The 17,515-nt window shown below is 73.9% G+C and carries 16 protein-coding genes; 13 read left to right on the top strand and 3 right to left on the bottom strand.

Features of this window, described 5'->3' with window-relative positions; all coding sequences use genetic code 11:
• The first annotated feature begins 167 nt into the window (after positions 1 to 167).
• From WCD74_RS22595 to WCD74_RS22610, 4 genes are read left to right on the top strand one after another with little or no spacing between them, the layout of a single operon-like run.
• Entirely contained in the window at positions 168 to 734 is a 567-nt protein-coding gene (locus tag WCD74_RS22595) for a histidine kinase (protein ID WP_337697142.1), read from the top strand.
• Positions 725 to 1,390: a LuxR C-terminal-related transcriptional regulator gene (locus tag WCD74_RS22600; RefSeq protein WP_337697143.1), complete on the top strand. Its 666-nt coding sequence runs from the start codon at positions 725 to 727 to the stop codon at positions 1,388 to 1,390. The genes WCD74_RS22595 and WCD74_RS22600 overlap by 10 nt, the downstream gene beginning before the upstream one ends.
• 3 nt (positions 1,391 to 1,393) lie before the next feature.
• The gene (locus WCD74_RS22605) at positions 1,394 to 2,626 is read left to right on the top strand and encodes a hypothetical protein (RefSeq protein ID WP_337697144.1); all 1,233 of its coding nucleotides are present in this window, start codon (positions 1,394 to 1,396) and stop codon (positions 2,624 to 2,626) included.
• Entirely contained in the window at positions 2,623 to 5,829 is a 3,207-nt protein-coding gene (locus WCD74_RS22610) for an ATP-binding protein (protein WP_337697145.1), read from the top strand. The genes WCD74_RS22605 and WCD74_RS22610 overlap by 4 nt, the downstream gene beginning before the upstream one ends.
• Here WCD74_RS22610 and WCD74_RS22615 read toward each other — a convergent pair.
• Positions 5,818 to 6,567, bottom strand: a complete 750-nt coding sequence (locus tag WCD74_RS22615; protein WP_337697146.1) for a hypothetical protein — start codon at positions 6,565 to 6,567, stop codon at positions 5,818 to 5,820. The genes WCD74_RS22610 and WCD74_RS22615 overlap by 12 nt on opposite strands.
• 424 nt (positions 6,568 to 6,991) lie before the next feature.
• Between WCD74_RS22615 and WCD74_RS22620 the strand changes: the two genes are divergently transcribed.
• From WCD74_RS22620 to pqqE, 9 genes are all read left to right on the top strand, one after another.
• A complete protein-coding gene (locus WCD74_RS22620; RefSeq protein WP_337697147.1) occupies positions 6,992 to 7,456 on the top strand; it encodes an MSMEG_3727 family PQQ-associated protein in 465 nt (154 codons plus the stop codon).
• Positions 7,457 to 7,475: 19 nt separating this feature from the next.
• Complete coding sequence (locus WCD74_RS22625) at positions 7,476 to 9,164, top strand: PQQ-dependent dehydrogenase, methanol/ethanol family (RefSeq protein ID WP_337697148.1); 1,689 nt, start codon at positions 7,476 to 7,478, stop codon at positions 9,162 to 9,164.
• A gap of 48 nt (positions 9,165 to 9,212) precedes the next feature.
• Positions 9,213 to 9,293, top strand: a complete 81-nt coding sequence (gene pqqA / locus WCD74_RS22630) for a pyrroloquinoline quinone precursor peptide PqqA (protein WP_230753680.1) — start codon at positions 9,213 to 9,215, stop codon at positions 9,291 to 9,293.
• Between the two features lie 79 nt (positions 9,294 to 9,372).
• A complete protein-coding gene (gene rd, locus WCD74_RS22635) occupies positions 9,373 to 9,573 on the top strand; it encodes a rubredoxin (RefSeq protein WP_286052946.1) in 201 nt (66 codons plus the stop codon).
• On the top strand, positions 9,570 to 10,334 hold the full coding sequence (locus WCD74_RS22640; protein WP_337697149.1) for a ribonucleotide-diphosphate reductase subunit beta: 765 nt from the start codon (positions 9,570 to 9,572) through the stop codon (positions 10,332 to 10,334). Before rd ends, WCD74_RS22640 begins: the two co-directional genes overlap by 4 nt.
• 7 nt (positions 10,335 to 10,341) lie before the next feature.
• Complete coding sequence (gene pqqB / locus WCD74_RS22645; protein WP_337697151.1) at positions 10,342 to 11,217, top strand: pyrroloquinoline quinone biosynthesis protein PqqB; 876 nt, start codon at positions 10,342 to 10,344, stop codon at positions 11,215 to 11,217.
• Positions 11,214 to 11,900 carry a pyrroloquinoline-quinone synthase PqqC gene (gene pqqC / locus WCD74_RS22650; RefSeq protein WP_337697152.1) on the top strand — a complete coding sequence of 229 codons (687 nt, stop codon included), beginning with the start codon at positions 11,214 to 11,216 and terminating at the stop codon, positions 11,898 to 11,900. Before pqqB ends, pqqC begins: the two co-directional genes overlap by 4 nt.
• The gene (pqqD, locus tag WCD74_RS22655) at positions 11,897 to 12,181 is read left to right on the top strand and encodes a pyrroloquinoline quinone biosynthesis peptide chaperone PqqD (protein ID WP_337697153.1); all 285 of its coding nucleotides are present in this window, start codon (positions 11,897 to 11,899) and stop codon (positions 12,179 to 12,181) included. The genes pqqC and pqqD overlap by 4 nt, the downstream gene beginning before the upstream one ends.
• Complete coding sequence (pqqE, locus tag WCD74_RS22660; protein ID WP_337697154.1) at positions 12,171 to 13,265, top strand: pyrroloquinoline quinone biosynthesis protein PqqE; 1,095 nt, start codon at positions 12,171 to 12,173, stop codon at positions 13,263 to 13,265. The genes pqqD and pqqE overlap by 11 nt, the downstream gene beginning before the upstream one ends.
• Here pqqE and WCD74_RS22665 read toward each other — a convergent pair.
• On the bottom strand, positions 13,262 to 14,356 hold the full coding sequence (locus tag WCD74_RS22665) for a sodium:calcium antiporter (protein WP_337697155.1): 1,095 nt from the start codon (positions 14,354 to 14,356) through the stop codon (positions 13,262 to 13,264). The two genes, pqqE and WCD74_RS22665, sit on opposite strands and share 4 nt — an antisense overlap.
• 131 nt (positions 14,357 to 14,487) lie before the next feature.
• The gene (ppc, locus tag WCD74_RS22670; protein WP_337697156.1) at positions 14,488 to 17,262 is read right to left on the bottom strand and encodes a phosphoenolpyruvate carboxylase; all 2,775 of its coding nucleotides are present in this window, start codon (positions 17,260 to 17,262) and stop codon (positions 14,488 to 14,490) included.
• Between the last annotated feature and the right edge of the window lie 253 nt (positions 17,263 to 17,515).

Here is a 17,515-nt window from a genome sequence, read left to right on the forward strand (position 1 = left end):
TCGACGGATCGTAACCATCGATGGTGCGGACGGGCGAGGATCTGGGGCACGATCCCTCCATGCGCCACGGATCGTCATCGCCTCCCCGCGTCAAGGGGGCCAGCCCTACCTCGCGGGAGGGTGCGCCCCCTCGCGGCCGGCCCGGCGGCCGCCGCACACTCGCCGTCATGACGACGGCGGACGACGCCACCGACGCCACCGACGCCACCGCCGGCCGCGAGCGCCGGCGGGACCACTGGCAGCGGCGCCGCCGGCTGGAGCGCCGCCTGCACGACGGCGCGGCGCTGCGCATCTCCTCCCTGGCGCTGCGGCTCGGGGTGCTGGACGCGCCGCGCGAGCAGATCGACGCCCTGCAGGGCGAGGTGGCGGACGCGCTGGACGAGCTGCGAGCGGTGGCCGCCGGGATCTACCCGCCGCTGCTGCACGAGGCCGGGCTCGGTCCGGCCCTGCTCGAGCGGGTGCGCGCCACCGGTGCCGACGTGGCCCTCGACGTCGCCGACGACCGCTGCGGCCCCGCCGCCGAGGGCGCCGCGTACTTCGCGCTGGTCGAGGTCCTCACCGGGTCGCCCGGGCCGCTCGCGGTCGGCGCCCACCGGGACGGCACCGAGCTCGTCGTCCGGATCGGCGGGGCCGACCCGGCGCTGGCCGCGGTGGTCCGCGACGAGGCGGCCCCGCTCGGCGGGACCGTCGAGGCCGGGCCCGACACGATCGTCGCGAGGTTCCCGTGCGGGTAGCGCTGGCCGAGGACGGCGCCCTGTTCCGGCAGGGCCTGGTGATGCTGCTCGAGGCGGCCGGGCACGAGGTGGTGGCGTGCGAGCCGGGCGGCGACGAGCTGCTGCGCGCGCTCGCCGACCAGCCGGTGGACGTCGCGGTGCTCGACATCCGCATGCCCCCGGAACCCGACGGCGGGCTCGTCACCGCCGAGCGGCTCCGCGCGAGCCACCCGGACACGGGCCTGCTGTTCCTCTCGCACTACGCGGAGTCGCACTACCTGGTCCGCATCCTCGAGATCGGCACCGAAGCCATCGGCTACCGGCTCAAGGAGAAGGTCGGCAGCGTCGACGTCCTGTCCGACACGCTGACCCGGATCGCCGACGGCGAGATCGTCATCGAGCCGGTCCTGGCCCGCCGCCTCGTCGAGAAGCCCCGCAACGACCGGGCGAACGTGGTGGCGTCCCTCTCCGAGCGCGAGCGCGACGTCCTCAAGCTGATGGCCGAGGGCCGGGCGAACGGCGCGATCGCGGGCGAGCTCTACGTCAGCGGCAAGGCCGTCGAGAAGCACATCGCCAGCATCTTCGACAAGCTCGGGCTGCACGCGGACGCGACCGAGAGCAACCGGCGCGTGCTCGCGGTGCTGACCTACCTGCGCTCGCAGCGCGGCGAGGGCTGACCCGTGGCGGGGCGGGCGCTCGCGGTCGGCGGCGTGGTGGGCGCGTGCCTGCTGGCCGCCGTGGTGGCGGGCGACCTCGTCCTGGGGGCGGCCGGGCCGGTGCTCGCCCCGTTCGCCGGGGCCGGGCTGGCCGCCGCGGTGCTCGCGGCGACCGGGCTCGCCCGGCCGGGGCACCGCGGGACGTCGGCTGCCGGACAGTCCGCGGTGCTGGCCGCCGCCACCGGCGGCACGGACTCCCTGCCGACGCTGGCCGGGGTGCTCCGCGAGGGCACGCGCGCCGACCACGCCGAGGTGTGGCTCGCCGGTCCGGACGGACTGGCCGCACAGGCCGGCACGGACCGGGCCGGGACCCTCGCGGCCCTGCTCGCGCGCGACGACGTCGACCACGCCCACCCGGTCCTCGACACCGACGCGGGCGACCACCCCGAGCTGCGCGCCGTGCTCACCCTCGGCAAGCCCGGTCGCGCGGTCAGCGCGGCGGACCGGGCCCTCGTCGCCGACGTCGCGGACGCGGCCGGCCTGCTCGTGCGCGGCCTCGCCCGCGGCGAGCAGCTCCGCGCCCGGGTCGCGCGGGCCGCCGAGCTGGCCCGCGGCACCGAGGAGTCCCGACGCCGCCTGGGACGGGCCCGGGAGCTCGAGCGGCGGCGGCTGGTCGGCGAGCTCTCGGAGGCCACGACCGACCGGCTCGCCGCGTTCCGCCGCGCGGTGGAGGACGCGACGGAGGTGGTCGACGAGGGCCTCGAGGACGACTCGACGGACGCCGACCGGGCCGAGGCCGCCGACCTCGCCGCCCACCACCTCGACACCGCCCGCGAGCGCCTCGAGGAACTGCTGGACCGCTTCCGGCTGATCGCCCGCGGCGTGCACCCCGCCGTGCTGCGCGACCAGGGGCTGCGGGCCGCGCTCGAGGAGGTCGTCGCGGACCTGCCGCGGCCGGTGTCGCTCACCGGCCGGCTCCCGCGGCTGCCGTGGGAGGTCGAGTCCGGGCTGTACTACGCCGCGGTCGCCGCGCTGTCGGCCGTGCCCGGCGACGACCCGCTCGAGCTGGTGCTCGCGCAGGCCGGCGACCGCGCCTCGGTCGCGGTCACGGTGCCGGAGAACGCCGACGACGTCCGGGACGCACTCGCCGACGACGCCGACCGCCTGGCCGCCCTGGGCGGAGCCCTCGACGCCGATCCCGAGGGGCTCCGCGCCTGGCTGCCGGTCGAGCTCTCGCCCGCGGTGGAGGCCCGGTGAGCACCGCCGCGACCCGCATCGCGTACTGGGTCGTGTTCGCGGTCGTGACGACGATGACCGTGGTCTGGCTGGTCGTCGGCGCGCTCGTCAGCACGCCGTTGGACGAGCCGCCCGGGCAGGCCGCGGTCGACTACCTCGCGAGCGCGGTCAACCTCGTCGTGGCGGTCGTGCTGCTGCGCCTCGGGGGATCGGCGTGGCCCACCCGGCTGCTCGCGCTCGCCATGGTCGGCTCCGGCGGGGCGTTCAACCTGCAGGCGCACGCCGCGACCCTCGCGGTCCGCGACGCGACCGGGCTCGAGATCGGGGAGCTGCACCAGGTGCTGCTCCACGGCGTCGCCGGCGCCGCGTACGCCGGCGGGCTGCTGCTGGTCACGGGGACCTCGTCCCGACGGCGGGTGCTGGTCCCGGTGGTGGGCGCCGCGCTGTTCGTGGCCGGGTTCGGCACCGCCCTGCTCCCGCACACGGTCAGCTGCGTCGTGTTCTTCGGGTTCGGCGTGCCGCTGCTCGGCGTGGTCGCGATCGGGCCCGCGGTGCGCCGCGCGCCGACCCCCGAGGCCCGGGCCCGCGCCCGGCTGCTGACCAGCGTGCTGGTGGCCGCGCTCGGCGTCGCGGTCGTGCTGGCCCTGCTCACGCTGGTCCTCGCGCTGCTCGGCCGGCCGGGTCTGACGCTCGACGACCCGACCGCCCGCCACGGCGGCCTCGGCGCGGACGCCCCGCTCGCACTGCTGTTCTGGTTCGCCCGCATCACCGCCGCCGTGCTCGCGCTGGCCGTGCTCGCCGCCCGGCGGGCGCGGTCGGCGGAACGCGGCCTGCACCGCGGGCTGGCCGCCCTGCTCGCCGTCGTCGCGCTCGGCGGGCTCGCGGTGCTGGTCTCGACCACCGTCGGGACCCTCCTGGGTGCGGTGGCCGGCTGGGTCGCGGCCACCGTCGTCGTCGCCGCGCTGTGGCTCCCGGTCTCCGGCGCGACCGACCGCCTCGCCGAGCTGCTGCTCTCGGGGCGGCGCGCGACCCCGGCCGGGGTGCTCGCCCGGGTCTCCGCGCTGGCCCGCGGCGACGCCACCATCGAGGGGATCCCCGAGGCCCTCGGCGAGGCCCTCGGCGCCCGGGCGGTCCGCCTGACCGTGCACCGCGACGGGATGCGCGACCGCGTCCTGCGCTGGTCGGTCGCCGGGGCGGGCACCGAGGAGGTCGAGGTCGCGATCCGGCACGCCGGGGTCGAGGTCGGGTCGCTGGCCGTGGACGCCGAGGCCCTCGACGGCGCCGGCGACCGCCACCGGCTCGTCGCCGACGTGGCCGACGGGCTCGGCCCGGTGCTCGCCGCCCACCGCGTCGAGATCGAGCTGGAGCGCCAGCTGCGCGCCGCCGCCGCGGACGCCGAGCGGATCGCGGTGGCCCGCCGCGCGCTCGTCGCGGAGATGGACGCCGAGCGCCGGGGCATCGAGCGGAACCTGCACGACGGCGCGCAGCACCACCTCGTGTCCCTGCGCCTCACGCTCGGGCTGGTCGTCCACCTCGCCGGCGCCGGCCGGCTCGCCGAGGCCCGCGAGCAGCTGACCCGGCTCGGCGAGCAGCTCGACACCGCCGAGGCGGTGCTCGCCGAGACCGCCACCGGGGTGTCCTCGGCGACCCTCGCGCGGCTCGGGCCGGTGGCGACGCTGCGGGCGGACCTCGCGGACGCGGCCGGGGTGACGGTCGTGGCCGACGGGGTCGACCGGTACGACGAGGCGGTCGAGGCCGCCGCGTACTTCGTGTGCCTGGAAGCGGTGAACAACGCCCGCAAGCACGCCGACGGCGCTGCGGTGCGGGTGCAGCTGAGCGGGCGCGGGCCGTCGCTGCACCTCGAGATCGCCGACGACGGCCCCGGCTTCGTCGTCTCCGGGGACGGCCCCGGGCGCGGGATGCGCAACCTCTCCGCCCGCCTGGCCCGGGTCGGTGGGCACGTCACGGTCACCTCCGCCCCCGGCGAGGGCACGGTGGTCCGCGGGGAGATCCCGCTGCCGGAGATCGCCGGGAGCCCCGAGAGCCCCGAGAGCCCCGGCACCGAGGCGGCCACCGGACTCGTCACGGCCTTCGTCGCGCACGCCGGGACGCTCGCCCGCGAGGAGCGCGGCGCCTCCGAGGACCGCGTCGCCGCCGGCGCCCGCGCGCTGATCGACGAGGTGACGCGCGCGGAGCCACCCACCCCGCCCACCGGCCTCCCGGCGCCGCCCCCGCCGGACACCCGGCTGCTCGCCGTCGTGCCCGCGCTCGGACCGGGAGGACACCGCCCGCCGCCACCCGTCCCGCCGCCGCTGCCGCCGCCCGGCTCGGGCCTGTTCGAGGCCACGCAGGCCCTGCTGCGCCGGGCCGTCGAGCAGGTGCCGGTCGGCCACCGGGCCGCGGCCCGGGTGCAGGGGATCGCGGCGCGGCTCGCCGCGCCGTGGCGGTTCGGGGTGACCGGCCCGACGCCGGTCGACGCCGCCGCGGTCACCGCCGCGCTCGCCGGGATCGTCGAGCGCCCCGGGGTGGTCGTCGACCTCGCGGGCCGGGCCGCTCTCGGGCCGCTCGACCCCGAGGAGGTCGTCGACGTCCTGGTCCTGCTGGCCGAGGACGACGAGGGCACCCGGGTGCCGGACTGGCTCGCCGCCGTCCCGACCGTGGGCGCCCGGGTGGTGCCCGCGGTGTCGGCGAGCGTGGAGGACCCGCTGACCGGGGTGGTCCGGGTGGCGCTGCCCGGGCCGGGCGCGACCGGCGGGAAGAACCTGGGGCGGCTCGCCGCGGCGGTCGTCGAGCAGGGCCGCCCGCGGGCGGCGCGCCGCCGGGCCCTGGACGCGCTGGCCGCCACCGCGGACCTGCTCGCCCGCGACGCCGACGGTCCGTGGCGCCGGTGGCTGGGCGTCGAGGTGGACCGGGTGCGGGCCGGCGGCAGGCAGGAACTCGCCGAGGCCGCCCTGGCCGACGACCTCGGGAACGGCCGCGTCGTGCTGCCCGCGGCCCGGCACGAGGCGGCCGTCCGGCTGCTCGCGGGCACCGACCCCCGCACCCGTCTCGGGCTCGACCTGGCCGCCGGGCCCGGCGAGGTGACCCGCGTGGCCCGCGAGCAGCGCGCCGCCTGGCAGCGGCTCGGCGCGCACCCCGGGAGCGGTCCGGAGGTCCGGCGCGCCGCCGCCGTGCTGGCCGCGGCGTGCGAGGGGCTGCCGGCCCCGGAGCCGTCAGGACGCTGAGAGGTCGTCGCGCCACACCGCGGTGCGGTGCCGGTAGTCCGGGGCGACGTCCACGGCCTGCTCGTCGAGCATCCGCTCGAAGGCCGGCAGGGTCGCGGCCACGTCGCGCGGACCGCAGTGCGTGGACAGCTCGACCAGCTCGCGCCCGCTCGGGAAGCGGAAGTGCTCCAGGTCGGCCCGGGGTAGCCCCCACCGCGCGGAGGCGACCTTGACCCGGCTGACCACCAGCGGCCCGTGGACCCGCAGGTCGCGCAGGCACGCCGGGTCGACGGCGCCCTCACCGCCGCGGCACGCCCACGCCCGCTGCGCGGAGGAGAGCAGGCGCCCGCACGCCACCGCCCCCTCGATGGCCTCGGCCGCGGCCGCGGGGTCGACCTCGCTCCGCACCTCCACGTCGAGCCACAACCCGCCCGGCACGACGTCGAGCTCCACCCGTCCGCCCTTCGGCGCGCGGCACCGGGCGGCCGTGCCGGTGCGCCGGGCCGAGACCGCGAGGTCGTAGCGGCCCCGGGTCCGCCGACGCAGGCGCACCTCGATCCCGGCCCGCAGCAGGTCGAGCCCCGCGGTGTCCACCAGGTAGCTCGCGCGGGTGCTCCAGGTGGGCGCGGGGCGACCGGTGAGCGCCTCCGCGGCGGGGCCGGCGGCGGAGGAGAGCGAGGTCTTCAGCTCGACGCTGTCGGCGAGCGCGGTCTGCGTGCTGAGGTGCAGCAGCGCCTCGGGCGGGCCGAATCTCGCCACGTCGAGGAGCACCTCCGCACCCGGCGCGCGACGTCCGGTCGTCGTCGACGCGTCGTGGCCGACTCTAGGGGGTGTCCGGGGTCACGTGGAGGGGATCGCCGTGATCGACATCGAGCGGTCGCGGACGATCGACTTGCCGACGTCCGGTCCGGTATCTATGGTCGGAAGTGGCTCAGCACACACCGTTCGGCGTCCGATCTCCCACGGTCGTCGCGCTGAACGACGTGTCCTGCCGCCGAATGGCCGTATCAGACGGCCGAGCGGTCGATTCCGACCGGTGGCGGCAGTGCGCGCACTTCCCGGGACTCTGCGCAGGCACGACCACGTCCACGAGGCGCCTCGTGGGGTCGACGCCGCCCACTCCACCGCGCCCCGACGGCGCGGGGAGGTCAGGAAAGCAGTCGTGACGAGGAGGGGACGGCCAGTGACGGCCACGGCAGACGAACGAGCGGATGTCCTCCACAAAGCGGGTCTGGACGGCCAGAACCGGACCGCACTGGGGCGGATGCTCGGCACCGGCGACGTCGGCTACGCGGAGGAGGGCGACGACGGCGTCATGCGCGCCACGGTCACCATCCCCGAGGACCAGCTGATCTTCAGCCCGAGCATCATCGTGTTCCCGCACGGCGGGGACATCGAGCTCACGATCATCAACGACGACAAGAACACCCACTGCGCGCTCCTGCCGCACAACGGTGACCCCAAGATCATCTGGCTGGTCAACCACTCCAAGGGCACGGCGCGGCTGAACCTCGACGGTCCCGGGGCCTACTGGTACGGCTCCACGACCGGCAACGACGAGGGCCGCGGCCTGACGGCCGCCCTCGTCATGGGCGGCGAGGTCCCCGACTCGGCCAAGCTCGACCGCCCGCCGCAGCCCCGTCCCTGACGCCCGAGAGGAGCACACCATGACCGACTACGTCGACGCCGGCGAAGCCGTCGCGCACCGCACACTGTCCAACGTCAAGGGCGAGGCGCCCGCGACGCGGAACGTGGACTACGACCGCATCAAGCAGGCGAAGAACGAGCCCGAGAACTGGCTGACCTACTACGGCAGCTACGACGGCCAGCGGTACTCGCCCCTGGACCAGATCAACAAGAGCAACGTCCGCAAGCTGACGCCCGCGTGGGTGTTCCAGGCGGGGTCGACCGGCATGCACTCCGGCGCCTCCACCTACTCCTTCGAGGCGTCCCCGCTCGTCGTGGACGGCGTCATGTACGTCTCCGGCCCGGACGGCAAGGTGTGGGCGATCGACCCCACCACCGGTGACGAGCTGTGGCGCTACAAGCACGCGTCGCCGTTCGACACCTCGCTGTGCTGCGGCAACGTCAACCGCGGCGTCGCCGTGGGCCACGGCAAGGTGTACATGTACACCCTGAACGCCCACCTGATCGCGCTCGACGCGACGACCGGCGAGAAGGTCTGGGACACCACCAACGGTGACGTCCGCGCCGGGGAGAGCGGCTCGGCCGCGCCGCTGATCGTCAAGGACATGGTCGTGGTCGGCAGCGCCGGCGGCGAGTTCGGCGTCCGCGGTCACCTCGACGCCTTCGACGCCCAGACCGGTGAGCGGCGCTGGCGCTGCTACACGGTGCCGAAGCCGGGCGAGCCCGGCTCGGAGACCTGGCCGGAGGACGGCGAGGCCTGGCAGCGCGGCGGCGCGAACTGCTGGATCACCCCGACCTACGACCCGGACCTCGAGCTGCTCTTCCAGGGCACGGGCAACCCGGCGCCGGACTTCGACGGCGGCGTCCGCGAGGGCGACAACCTCTACACCGACTCCGTCGTCGCGATCGACGTGAACTCCGGTGAGATCCGCTGGCACTACCAGTTCACGCCCCACGACCTGTGGGACTACGACTCGACGATGGAGAACCTGCTCTTCGACGCACCGGACGGGCGCAAGCTGCTCGCCCACGCGGACAAGAACGGCTACTTCTTCGTGCTCGACCGCACCAACGGCGAGCTCGTGCGGGTCTTCCCCTTCGTCGACCGCATCACCTGGGGCGAGATCACGCCCGACGGCAAGGTGACGCCGAAGATCTACCCCGACGAGGAGGGCGTCCCCGTCCACTTCTGGCCCGGCCCGGCCGGCGGCAAGGAGTGGACGCACATGTCCTACAGCCCCCAGACCGGGCTGATCTACATCCCGGTCCAGGAGGTCGGGGCCACCGCGACCCGCCGTCGTCGGGAGTTCAAGGAGTCGATTCCCTACTGGGGAGCGGGCGTGGCCGTCGACCTCGACGACCACTACGGCTTCGTCAGCGCGGTCGACCCGACGACCGGCGAGGAGAAGTGGCGCTGGAACCACGAGTACCCGATGTGCGCGTCGAACATCACGACCGCGGGCGGGCTCGTCTTCCAGGGCACGCCGAGCGGCGAGTTCGTGGCCCTCGACGCCGAGACCGGCGAGAAGCTCTGGCAGTTCCAGTGCGGCAGCGGGCACCACTCGAGCCCGACCGTCTACAGCGTGGACGGCCGGCAGTACATCGCCGTGCCCACCGGCTGGGGCGGCTGGGTCGAGGGCTTCCTGCCCGGCCTGCTCGGTGCCGCCGCGGGTGACGCGCTGTTCTGTTTCGCACTGCCCGAGGACTGAGTCCGCGGGACAATCGGACCGCCGAATTCGAGGAAGGGAGGTCTGGACATGGAGTGGGAGACCCCGGAGTTCACCGAAATCGGTGTCGCCCCTGAGGTGACGATGTACGTCGCCCAGATGGACGACTGATCGAGTAATGCCGCCAGGGGCGTCGGAATCACTTTCCGGCGCCCCTGGTCGGCGTGTACGACGAGAAACGGGGAACCCGATGAGTGCGCCGCCCGTGGCCAACAAGTGGATCTGCGAGATGTGCGGGCTCATCTACGATCCGGAGGAGGGTGACCCCGACAGCGGCATCCCGCCCGGGACGCCCTTCGAGGACATCCCCGACGACTGGATGTGCCCGATCTGCGGCGCCGAGAAGGCGGACTTCCGCGAGGTGCAACCGGGAGAGGATCTCGATCTATGATCACCGGGTACGGCCACTTCGTCCAGCTGGCCGAGTCGTTGCAGTGGGACGAGCAGGACATCGACCTGACCGCCGACGTCGAGGCGTGGGAGAAGCTCGAGTCCGAGGAGCGTGACCGGGTCCTCGGCCTGATCGCCGGGTTCTGCGTGGGCGAGATGTCGGTCGCCACCCACCTGGGCTCGTTCGAGGAGAAGGCGACCACGGACGACTCCATGGCGGGCTGCTTCGCGGCGCAGGCCCGCGACGAGGCACGCCACGCCCGGTTCTTCGACCGGGTCGCCGGCGAGGTCGTCGGCGTTCCCGGCGAGAACCTGGCCGACCGGCTGGAGACGCTCCGCGACCGCGTGAGCCCCGAGCTGCTCGAGCTGTTCGAGGAGCGCCTGCCGACCCTGGCCGCGGACCTCGCCGCCGGGGAGAAGGACCTGACCGCGGCCGTCAGCCTCTACCACATGATCCTGGAGGGCGTGGTCCTCACGGCCGGGCAGCACGCGCTGCTCGCCGCGCTCGACCGCTGCTCGGTGAGCCTGCCCGGCGTGCACAAGGGCATGGAGCTGGTGCTGCGTGACGAGCGCTGGCACATCGGCTTCGGGTCCCGGGTCATCCAGAGCGCCGACGTCGTGTCCGACGAGATGGAGGAACTGCTGCAGCAGGGCATGAAGGCCGCGAACGCCTGGGGCGAGCTCATCGAGCGGGCGGACATCGAGAAGGTCGAGCAGCTGCACAAGCGCCGGCTGAAGTCCGTCGGCATCAAGTTCTGGTGAAGGACTCGTGAGGGTTCGTGTCCTGGGGTCCTCCGCCGGCGGCGGGCTCCCGCAGTGGAACTGCTCCTGCCCGGGGTGCACGGGCGCCCGCGAGGGCACCGTCGCGCCACGCACGCAGTCGTCGATCGCGGTCGGCGACGGGGACGCGTGGTTCCTGGTCAACGCCTCGCCCGACGTCCGCCAGCAGCTCGCCGCCGCGCCCGACCTGCACCCCGGCTCGGCCCGGCGGAGCCCGGTCGAGGCGATCCTGCTCTCCGACGCCGAGATCGACCACACGCTGGGCCTGCTGATCCTGCGCGAGGGTTCCGGGGTGACGGTGCACGCGACGGCGGCGACCGAGGCCACCCTGCGGGAGGGAACGGGTTTCCTGACGACGCTGGAGGCGTACTGCCCCGTGGAGGTCGTCCCGGTCGAGGTCGGCGTGGCCCGGGCACTCACGCCGACCCTGTCCTACACCGCGTTCGACCTGCCCACCGGCAAGTCGCCGCGGTTCGCCACCTCCGGGCCCGCCGAGGGCCGGGTGGTCGGGTTCCGGTTCCACGACCACGCGACCGGCGGCAGCGTCGTGTACGCCCCCGGCGTCGCCGACCTCGCCCCGCTCGAGGCGGCCTGCGCGGGCGCGTCGGTGCTGCTCGTCGACGGCACCTGCTTCCACGACGACGAGCTCGTCCGGCTCGGGCTCGGCCGCAAGACCGCCGCGGACATGGGCCACGTGGCGCTGGAACGCTCGTTGGACCGGTTCGCCGAGCTCGGCGTGCCGCGCATCGTGCTCGTCCACATGAACAACTCGAACCCGATCCTGCTCCCCGACTCCGACGAGGCACCCGTCGTCGGGAAGGCCGGGGTGGAGATCGGCCACGACGGATGGGAGATCGAGGCATGACGGCGGTCGCCGAGACGACGTTGACCGAGCGCCTGCGCTCGCAGGCCTCGCGCTATCACGCGGCGCACCCCTTCCACGTGCGCATGAACGACGGCGAGCTGTCCCCGGCCCAGATCCGCGGGTGGGTGGCGAACCGCTTCCACTACCAGGAGTCCATCCCGATCAAGGACGCCGCGATCCTGTCGAACTGCCCGGACGTCGCGGTGCGGCGACGGTGGATCCGGCGGATCACCGATCACGACGGCGTCGGGGACGACCCGGGCGGCATCGAGGCGTGGCTGCGACTGGGCGAGGCGTGCGGGGTGCCGCGCGAGGAGATGACCGACCACCGCCACCTGCAGCCCGGCGTGCGGTTCGCGGTCGACGCCTACGTGACCTTCGCGCGGACGAAGCCCTGGCCGATCGCGGTGGCGTCGTCGCTGACCGAGCTGTTCGCGCCGGACCTCATGGCGACCCGGCTCGCGGCGTTCGAGAAGTACTACACGTGGATCGACCCGGCCGGCCTGCAGTACTTCCGCAACCGTCTGCACCAGGCGCCGCGCGATTCCGAGCACGCCCTCGAGGTGGTCCTGGAGCACTGCCGGACGCCGGAGGCGGAGCAGGCGGCCTACGACGCGCTGGCGTTCAAGAACGACGTCCTGTGGTCGATGATGGACGCCATCGACGCGGCCTACCCGACATGACCTCTCCGATCACGACGTCGGGCGTGCCCCGCCTCGCCCGCGGGGTGAAGCTGCGCTTCGACCGCTCGCGGGAGCGGCACGTGCTGCTGCTGCCCGAGACGGTCGTCGTCCTGAACGCCACCGGCACCGCGATCCTGGAGCTCTGCGACGGGCAGCGGACCGTGGCCGACATCGTCGCCGCGCTGCGTGAGCAGTACGCGGACGTGCCCGAGGGGCAGGTCGTCGCGTACCTGGCGAAGCTCGCGGAGCGCCGACACCTGGAGATCACCGATGGAGATTGACGGACCCCTCGGCCTGCTGGCGGAACTGACCTACCGCTGCCCGCTGGCGTGCGCCTACTGCTCGAACCCGACCGAGCTGGCCGCCTACCGCGACGAGCTGGACACCGCCGAGTGGCAGCGGGTGATCACCGAGGCCGCCGAGCTGGGCGCGTTGCAGTGCCACCTCTCGGGCGGGGAGCCGCTGCTGCGCCGCGATCTCGCCGACCTGGTGCGGACCGCCGCCGAGCAGGGGCTGTACACGAACCTCGTCACGAGCGCGCTGGGCTTCACCGAGAAGCGGGCGGCCGAGCTGCACGACGCGGGCCTGGACCACGTGCAGGTGTCGCTGCAGGCCGACGAGCCGGCGCTCTCGGACCGGATCGCGGGGCTGCCGTCGTTCCGGCGCAAGATCGAGGCCGCGCGGCGGGTGCGGGAGCTGGGCTGGCCGCTGACGCTGAACGTCGTGCTGCACCGGCAGAACATCGACCGCATCCCCGAGATCCTCGCGGCGGCGGAGGAGCTCGAGGCCGACCGGATCGAGCTGGCGAACACCCAGTACTACGGGTGGGCGGCGCTGAACCGGGCGGCGCTGCTGCCCTCGCGCGAGCAGCTGGCGGAGGCCGAGGTCGTGGTCCGCGAGGCCAAGGAACGGCTCCGGGGGCGCATGGAGATCATCTACGTGATCCCGGACTACTACGCGACGTACCCGAAGCCGTGCATGGGCGGCTGGGGCGCGCGCCAGCTCGTCGTCGTCCCCACCGGCGACGCCCTGCCGTGCCTGGCCGCGCACGGCCTGCCGCTGCCGTCGGCGAACGTGCGCGAGCACGACCTCGCGTGGATCTGGCAGGACTCGCCGATGTTCTCGGCCTACCGCGGCACGGACTGGATGCAGGACCCGTGCCGGTCGTGCTCGCGGCGCGAGGTCGACCTGGGCGGGTGCCGCTGCCAGGCGTTCGCGCTGACCGGCGACGCCACCCGCACCGACCCGGTGTGCCACCTCAGCCCCGACCACGGGATCGTCGAGGCGGCGGTGGCGGAGGCCAACGAGGAGCGCACCCCCGTCGACCTGCCGCTCGTGCCCCGCCGCGAACGGCAGCGGAACTAGTCGTCCAGCGGGACCCCGCCGAAGGCCACCAGGCTGACCACGAAGTACACGACGTAGAAGGCCAGCAGGACGATGCCGTGCCACCGGCGCAGGCGGCCCGTGGCGAGGAAGCCGGCCGCGATCGCCGTCATGACGATGAGCACGGGCAGGTGCCAGGCCAGGACGTCGTCGTCGACCTCGATCTCCCCGCCGGCCAGCAGGATGATCCCGAGCTTGCCGGTCACCGAGAACACCACGCTGCCGACGACGTTGGCGACGGCGATCTCCGGGGCGCCGCGGCGCTGCGGCTCGGCGGTGAGGAAGATGTCCTCGAGCGAGAGGGCCAGCGTCGCGATCGTGACGCCGAAGACGGTGCCCTCGATGCCGAGGGTCTCGATGACGCCCTCGGTCGCCTGCCCGGCCGCCACCGCGCCGATGATCAGCCCGAGCAGCGCCAGGACGGCGAGCCCGAGCCCGACGCCGGGGGAGTGCGAGCGGGCCCGCAGGAACCCCTGGTCGACGCGGAGGTCGGGCGGGAGGTCGAAGCCGCCACCGGTCCCGCCCGTCGTCGTCCGGTCGCCGCCGAGGCCGGCCGAACCGGTCGACCCGCCGCCGACCCCGGCGCCCACCTTCTCCAGCTGCTCGTAGACCTCGGCGTTGCGGAACACCGGTCGGCGGGCGGCGTACTCGCGGTAGGCGATGTAGCCGACGAACGCGACGAAGAGCAGCAGCAGCACGACCCCGGCGGCCACGGTGAGGAAGCCCGTCAGCGCGAACGCGAGCATGAGGATCGGGGCGGCGACGAACAGCGCGAGGTAGTCCTTCGGCACGTCGACCGCGCACGGCGCGATGATCGCCGCGATCGCGAGCACGATGCCCGTCATCGCGACCGTCGTCCCGATCACCGTGCCGAGCGCGACCTCGCTGAGGTCCTCGAGGTTCAGCACGATCCCGAAGGCGAGATCGTCGAACTCGATCCCGGTGAACACCACGGCGATCAGGAAGAGCGAGATCGTCCAGCGACTCGCCACCCCGACGAGGTATTCGATCAACTTCTCGGCACTGAACACCAGGACCGCGATCCCGATGACGAACAGGATGATCGATTCCATGCAGGCGCTCCTCGCCGAGCCGTTGATCGCCACGATGTGTACGACATGATGTGATCGCCGACGATGGTGATCGGCATCACCGGCGAACACAACGGGTCGACAGGACAGGTCCGGACGAGGATTCGCGCGGTCTACCCCGTGTTGCGCATCCCCGCGGAGATGCCGTTGACCGTGAGCAGCAGGGCGCGCTGCAGATCGGTGTCGGGCTCGTCGACCGTGCGGCGCTCCGCGAGCGCGTGGACCTGCAGGTGGTGCAGCGGCTCCAGGTAGCTCTCGCGGACCTCGAGGGTCTGGCGCAGCAGCGGGTTGCCCGCGAGCAGTTGGTCGCCGGGGGACAGGGCGAGGACCTCCTTCAGGGTCCGCGCGTGCTCGGCCTTGATGATCTCGAAGACGTCCTGCAGCTCCGGGTCGACGAGCTCGGAGACGTAGAACCCGGCGATGCGCATGTCGGTCTTCGCGAGCGTCATCTCGACGTTGGAGAGCAGGTTCGCGAAGAACGCCCAGTCGCGCATTTCGTCGATGACGTCGCCGTACCCGGCCTCGTGCGCGGCGCGCAGGCCCGAGCCCAGCCCGAACCATCCCGGGACGATCATGCGGGTCTGCGTCCAGCCGAACACCCACGGGATCGCGCGGAGGTCGTCGAGCGAGGCGTCGCCCCCGGCCCCCGGCCGCTTGCCGGGCCGGGACCCGACGTTCAGCATCGACAGCTCGTCGACCGGCGTGGCCTGGGTGAAGAAGTTCGGCAGCCCCTCGTGCCCGACGAGCTCCTCGTAGGCGGCCTGGGCGGCGTCGGAGATGACGTCCATGGCCTCGTCCCAGCGCTTCAGCTGGTCGGCGGGCACGCGGCTGGTCTGGTGCAGCAGCGTCGCCTCGAGCACCGCCGAGAGCATGATCTCCAGGTTGTCCTCGGCGAGGGTGGGCAGCGAGTACTTGTCCGAGATGACCTCGCCCTGCTCGGTCTCCTTCATCACCGCGTCGACGACGCCGTGCGGCTGCGCCGCGATCGCCTCGGCGGACGGGCCGCCGCCGCGGCCGACGGACCCGCCGCGACCGTGGAACAGCCGCAGCCGCACGCCGTACTTGGCGGCGACGTCGCGGAGCTGGCGCTGGGCCTGGTGGATCGACCACTGGCTCGTCGTGATCCCGGCGCCCTTGTTGGAGTCCGAGTAGCCCAGCATCATCTCCTGCACGTCGCCGCGGGCCGCCACGATCGCGCGGTACGACGGGTCGGAGAGCATCCCGTCCAGCAGGTCACCGGAGATCTTCAGCTCGGTCGCCGTCTCGAACAGCGGGACGATGTCCAGCGACGAGCGCGCCCCGTCGACGGTGAGCTCGATCAGGCCGGCCTCGCGCGCGAGCACGGCCACCGCGAGGACGTCGTCGACGTTCTGGGCCATCGACATGATGTAGGTGTGCAGGGCCTCCTCGCCGTAGGTGTCCTGCACCGACCGGATGGTGTCGAAGACCTCCAGGGTCTCCCGGAACGAGTCGTCGCCGATCTCCTGCCAGTTCCGCCGCGGGGTCAGCGCGCGGCGGCCGGCGAGCTCGGTGGACAGGACCTCGATGCGCCCGTCGTGGTCCAGCTCGGCGTACGGCGTCTCGAGCTCCCCGAGGCGGTCGAACAGGGCCGCGAGCGCCGTGTGGTGGAACTTGGTGTGCTCGCGCACGTCGATCGAGGCCAGGTGCAGGCCCACGGCGTTCGCGGAGCGCATGACGTCGCGCAGCATCCCGTCGGCGATCCGCTCGCCGTCGTGGGTGCGCAGCGACCGGTCCATGACCTCCAGGTCGTGCAGGTAGTCCGCGCTGCCGAGGTAGTCGCGGCCGGGGACGTGCGCCGACCCGTCGGCGTAGCGGGCGCGGGTGTTCTCCAGCCGCGCGTGGATGTAGGAGCACTTCAGCCGGTACGGCTCCTCGGCGTTGAGCCGGACGAAGCGGTCGTGGACCTCCGGGAGGTGCCGGCGGTCGCGGGCCAGGCTGCGGCGCAGGTCGTCGGAGACCCCGGCCAGCCGGGTCGAGACCGACAGCTCCTGCACCAGCTCCTCGATGAGCCCGATCTGGATGCGGACCCCGCGGTCGGCGTAGATCGTCATCGCGTCCCGGGTCAGCTCGGCGGTGACGTTCGGGTTGCCGTCGCGGTCGCCCCCCACCCAGCAGCCGAGCACCAGCGGGCGGGCGCCGTCGGGCAGGCGCAGGCCGACCCGGGCGAGTTCCTCGTCCAGGACGGTGAGCACCTCGGGCACCGCGTGCCGCCCGAGCTGTTCGAGGTAGTAGGACACCGAGCGGGCCTCGTCGAGCACCGTGGGCCGCTCCGGGCGGATCTCGTCGGTCTGCCAGATGAGGTCGACGAGGCGCTCCAGCTTCGTCTCCGCGACGTCCGGGGGCAGCCCGTCGCCGAGGATGGCGGCGATCGAGCGCAGCTTGCCCAGCACCGACTGCCGCTGCGCCTCGGTGGGGTGCGCAGTGAACGTCGGCTTGAGCTCCAGACGGGACAGCGCGGTCTGCAGCTCGTCGGGATCGGCCTCGTCGACGAGCCGCTGCGCGAGCAGGTGGATCGGGCCCTCGCCCTGCTCGTGCACCTCCCGGCGCTCGGCGGCCCGGTGGGTCTGCTCGGCGACGTTCGCCAGGTGGAAGTAGGTGGCGAACGCGCGGGCGAGCACCGCGGCGGTGCCCGGGTCGAGGTCGGCCAGCAGGTCGCGGATCTCGGTGTCGCCCCGCTCGGGGACCTCCCGCACCATCGCCCGGACCTGCTCGACGAGCTCCAGCATCTCGTCGCCGTTCTGCCGCGCGAGGGTCTGCCCGAGCAGCGTGGAGAGCCGGCGGATGTCGGTGCGCAGCGCGGAGTGCTCGGACTCCGAGGAGACGCTGCCCTCGGTCGGCACGGAATCGGAACGACGGCCGGTGCTCATCTGGCGCATCTCCTCGGAGGCTCGGGGCTCGGGACGCCCACGGCACCGGGGACGTGGCCGATTGTCTGCCCCGACGGGGTGTGCCGCTACACCTGGCTGCAGCAACCTTCCCGACGGCGGGGCCGACCAACGGGGGCCGGATGGCTCGGCGGGGCGGTGCCGGGGTGCGTCGGCGTTGCGTCGCGCACACGGTTCGGGTGGGTCGTCCTGCGGCGGCTCGGCGTTGCTTCGCGCGCACGGTTCGGGCGGGTCG

Source organism: Actinomycetospora aurantiaca (assembly GCF_037401875.1).
Classification (GTDB): Bacteria; Actinomycetota; Actinomycetes; order Mycobacteriales; family Pseudonocardiaceae; genus Actinomycetospora; species Actinomycetospora aurantiaca.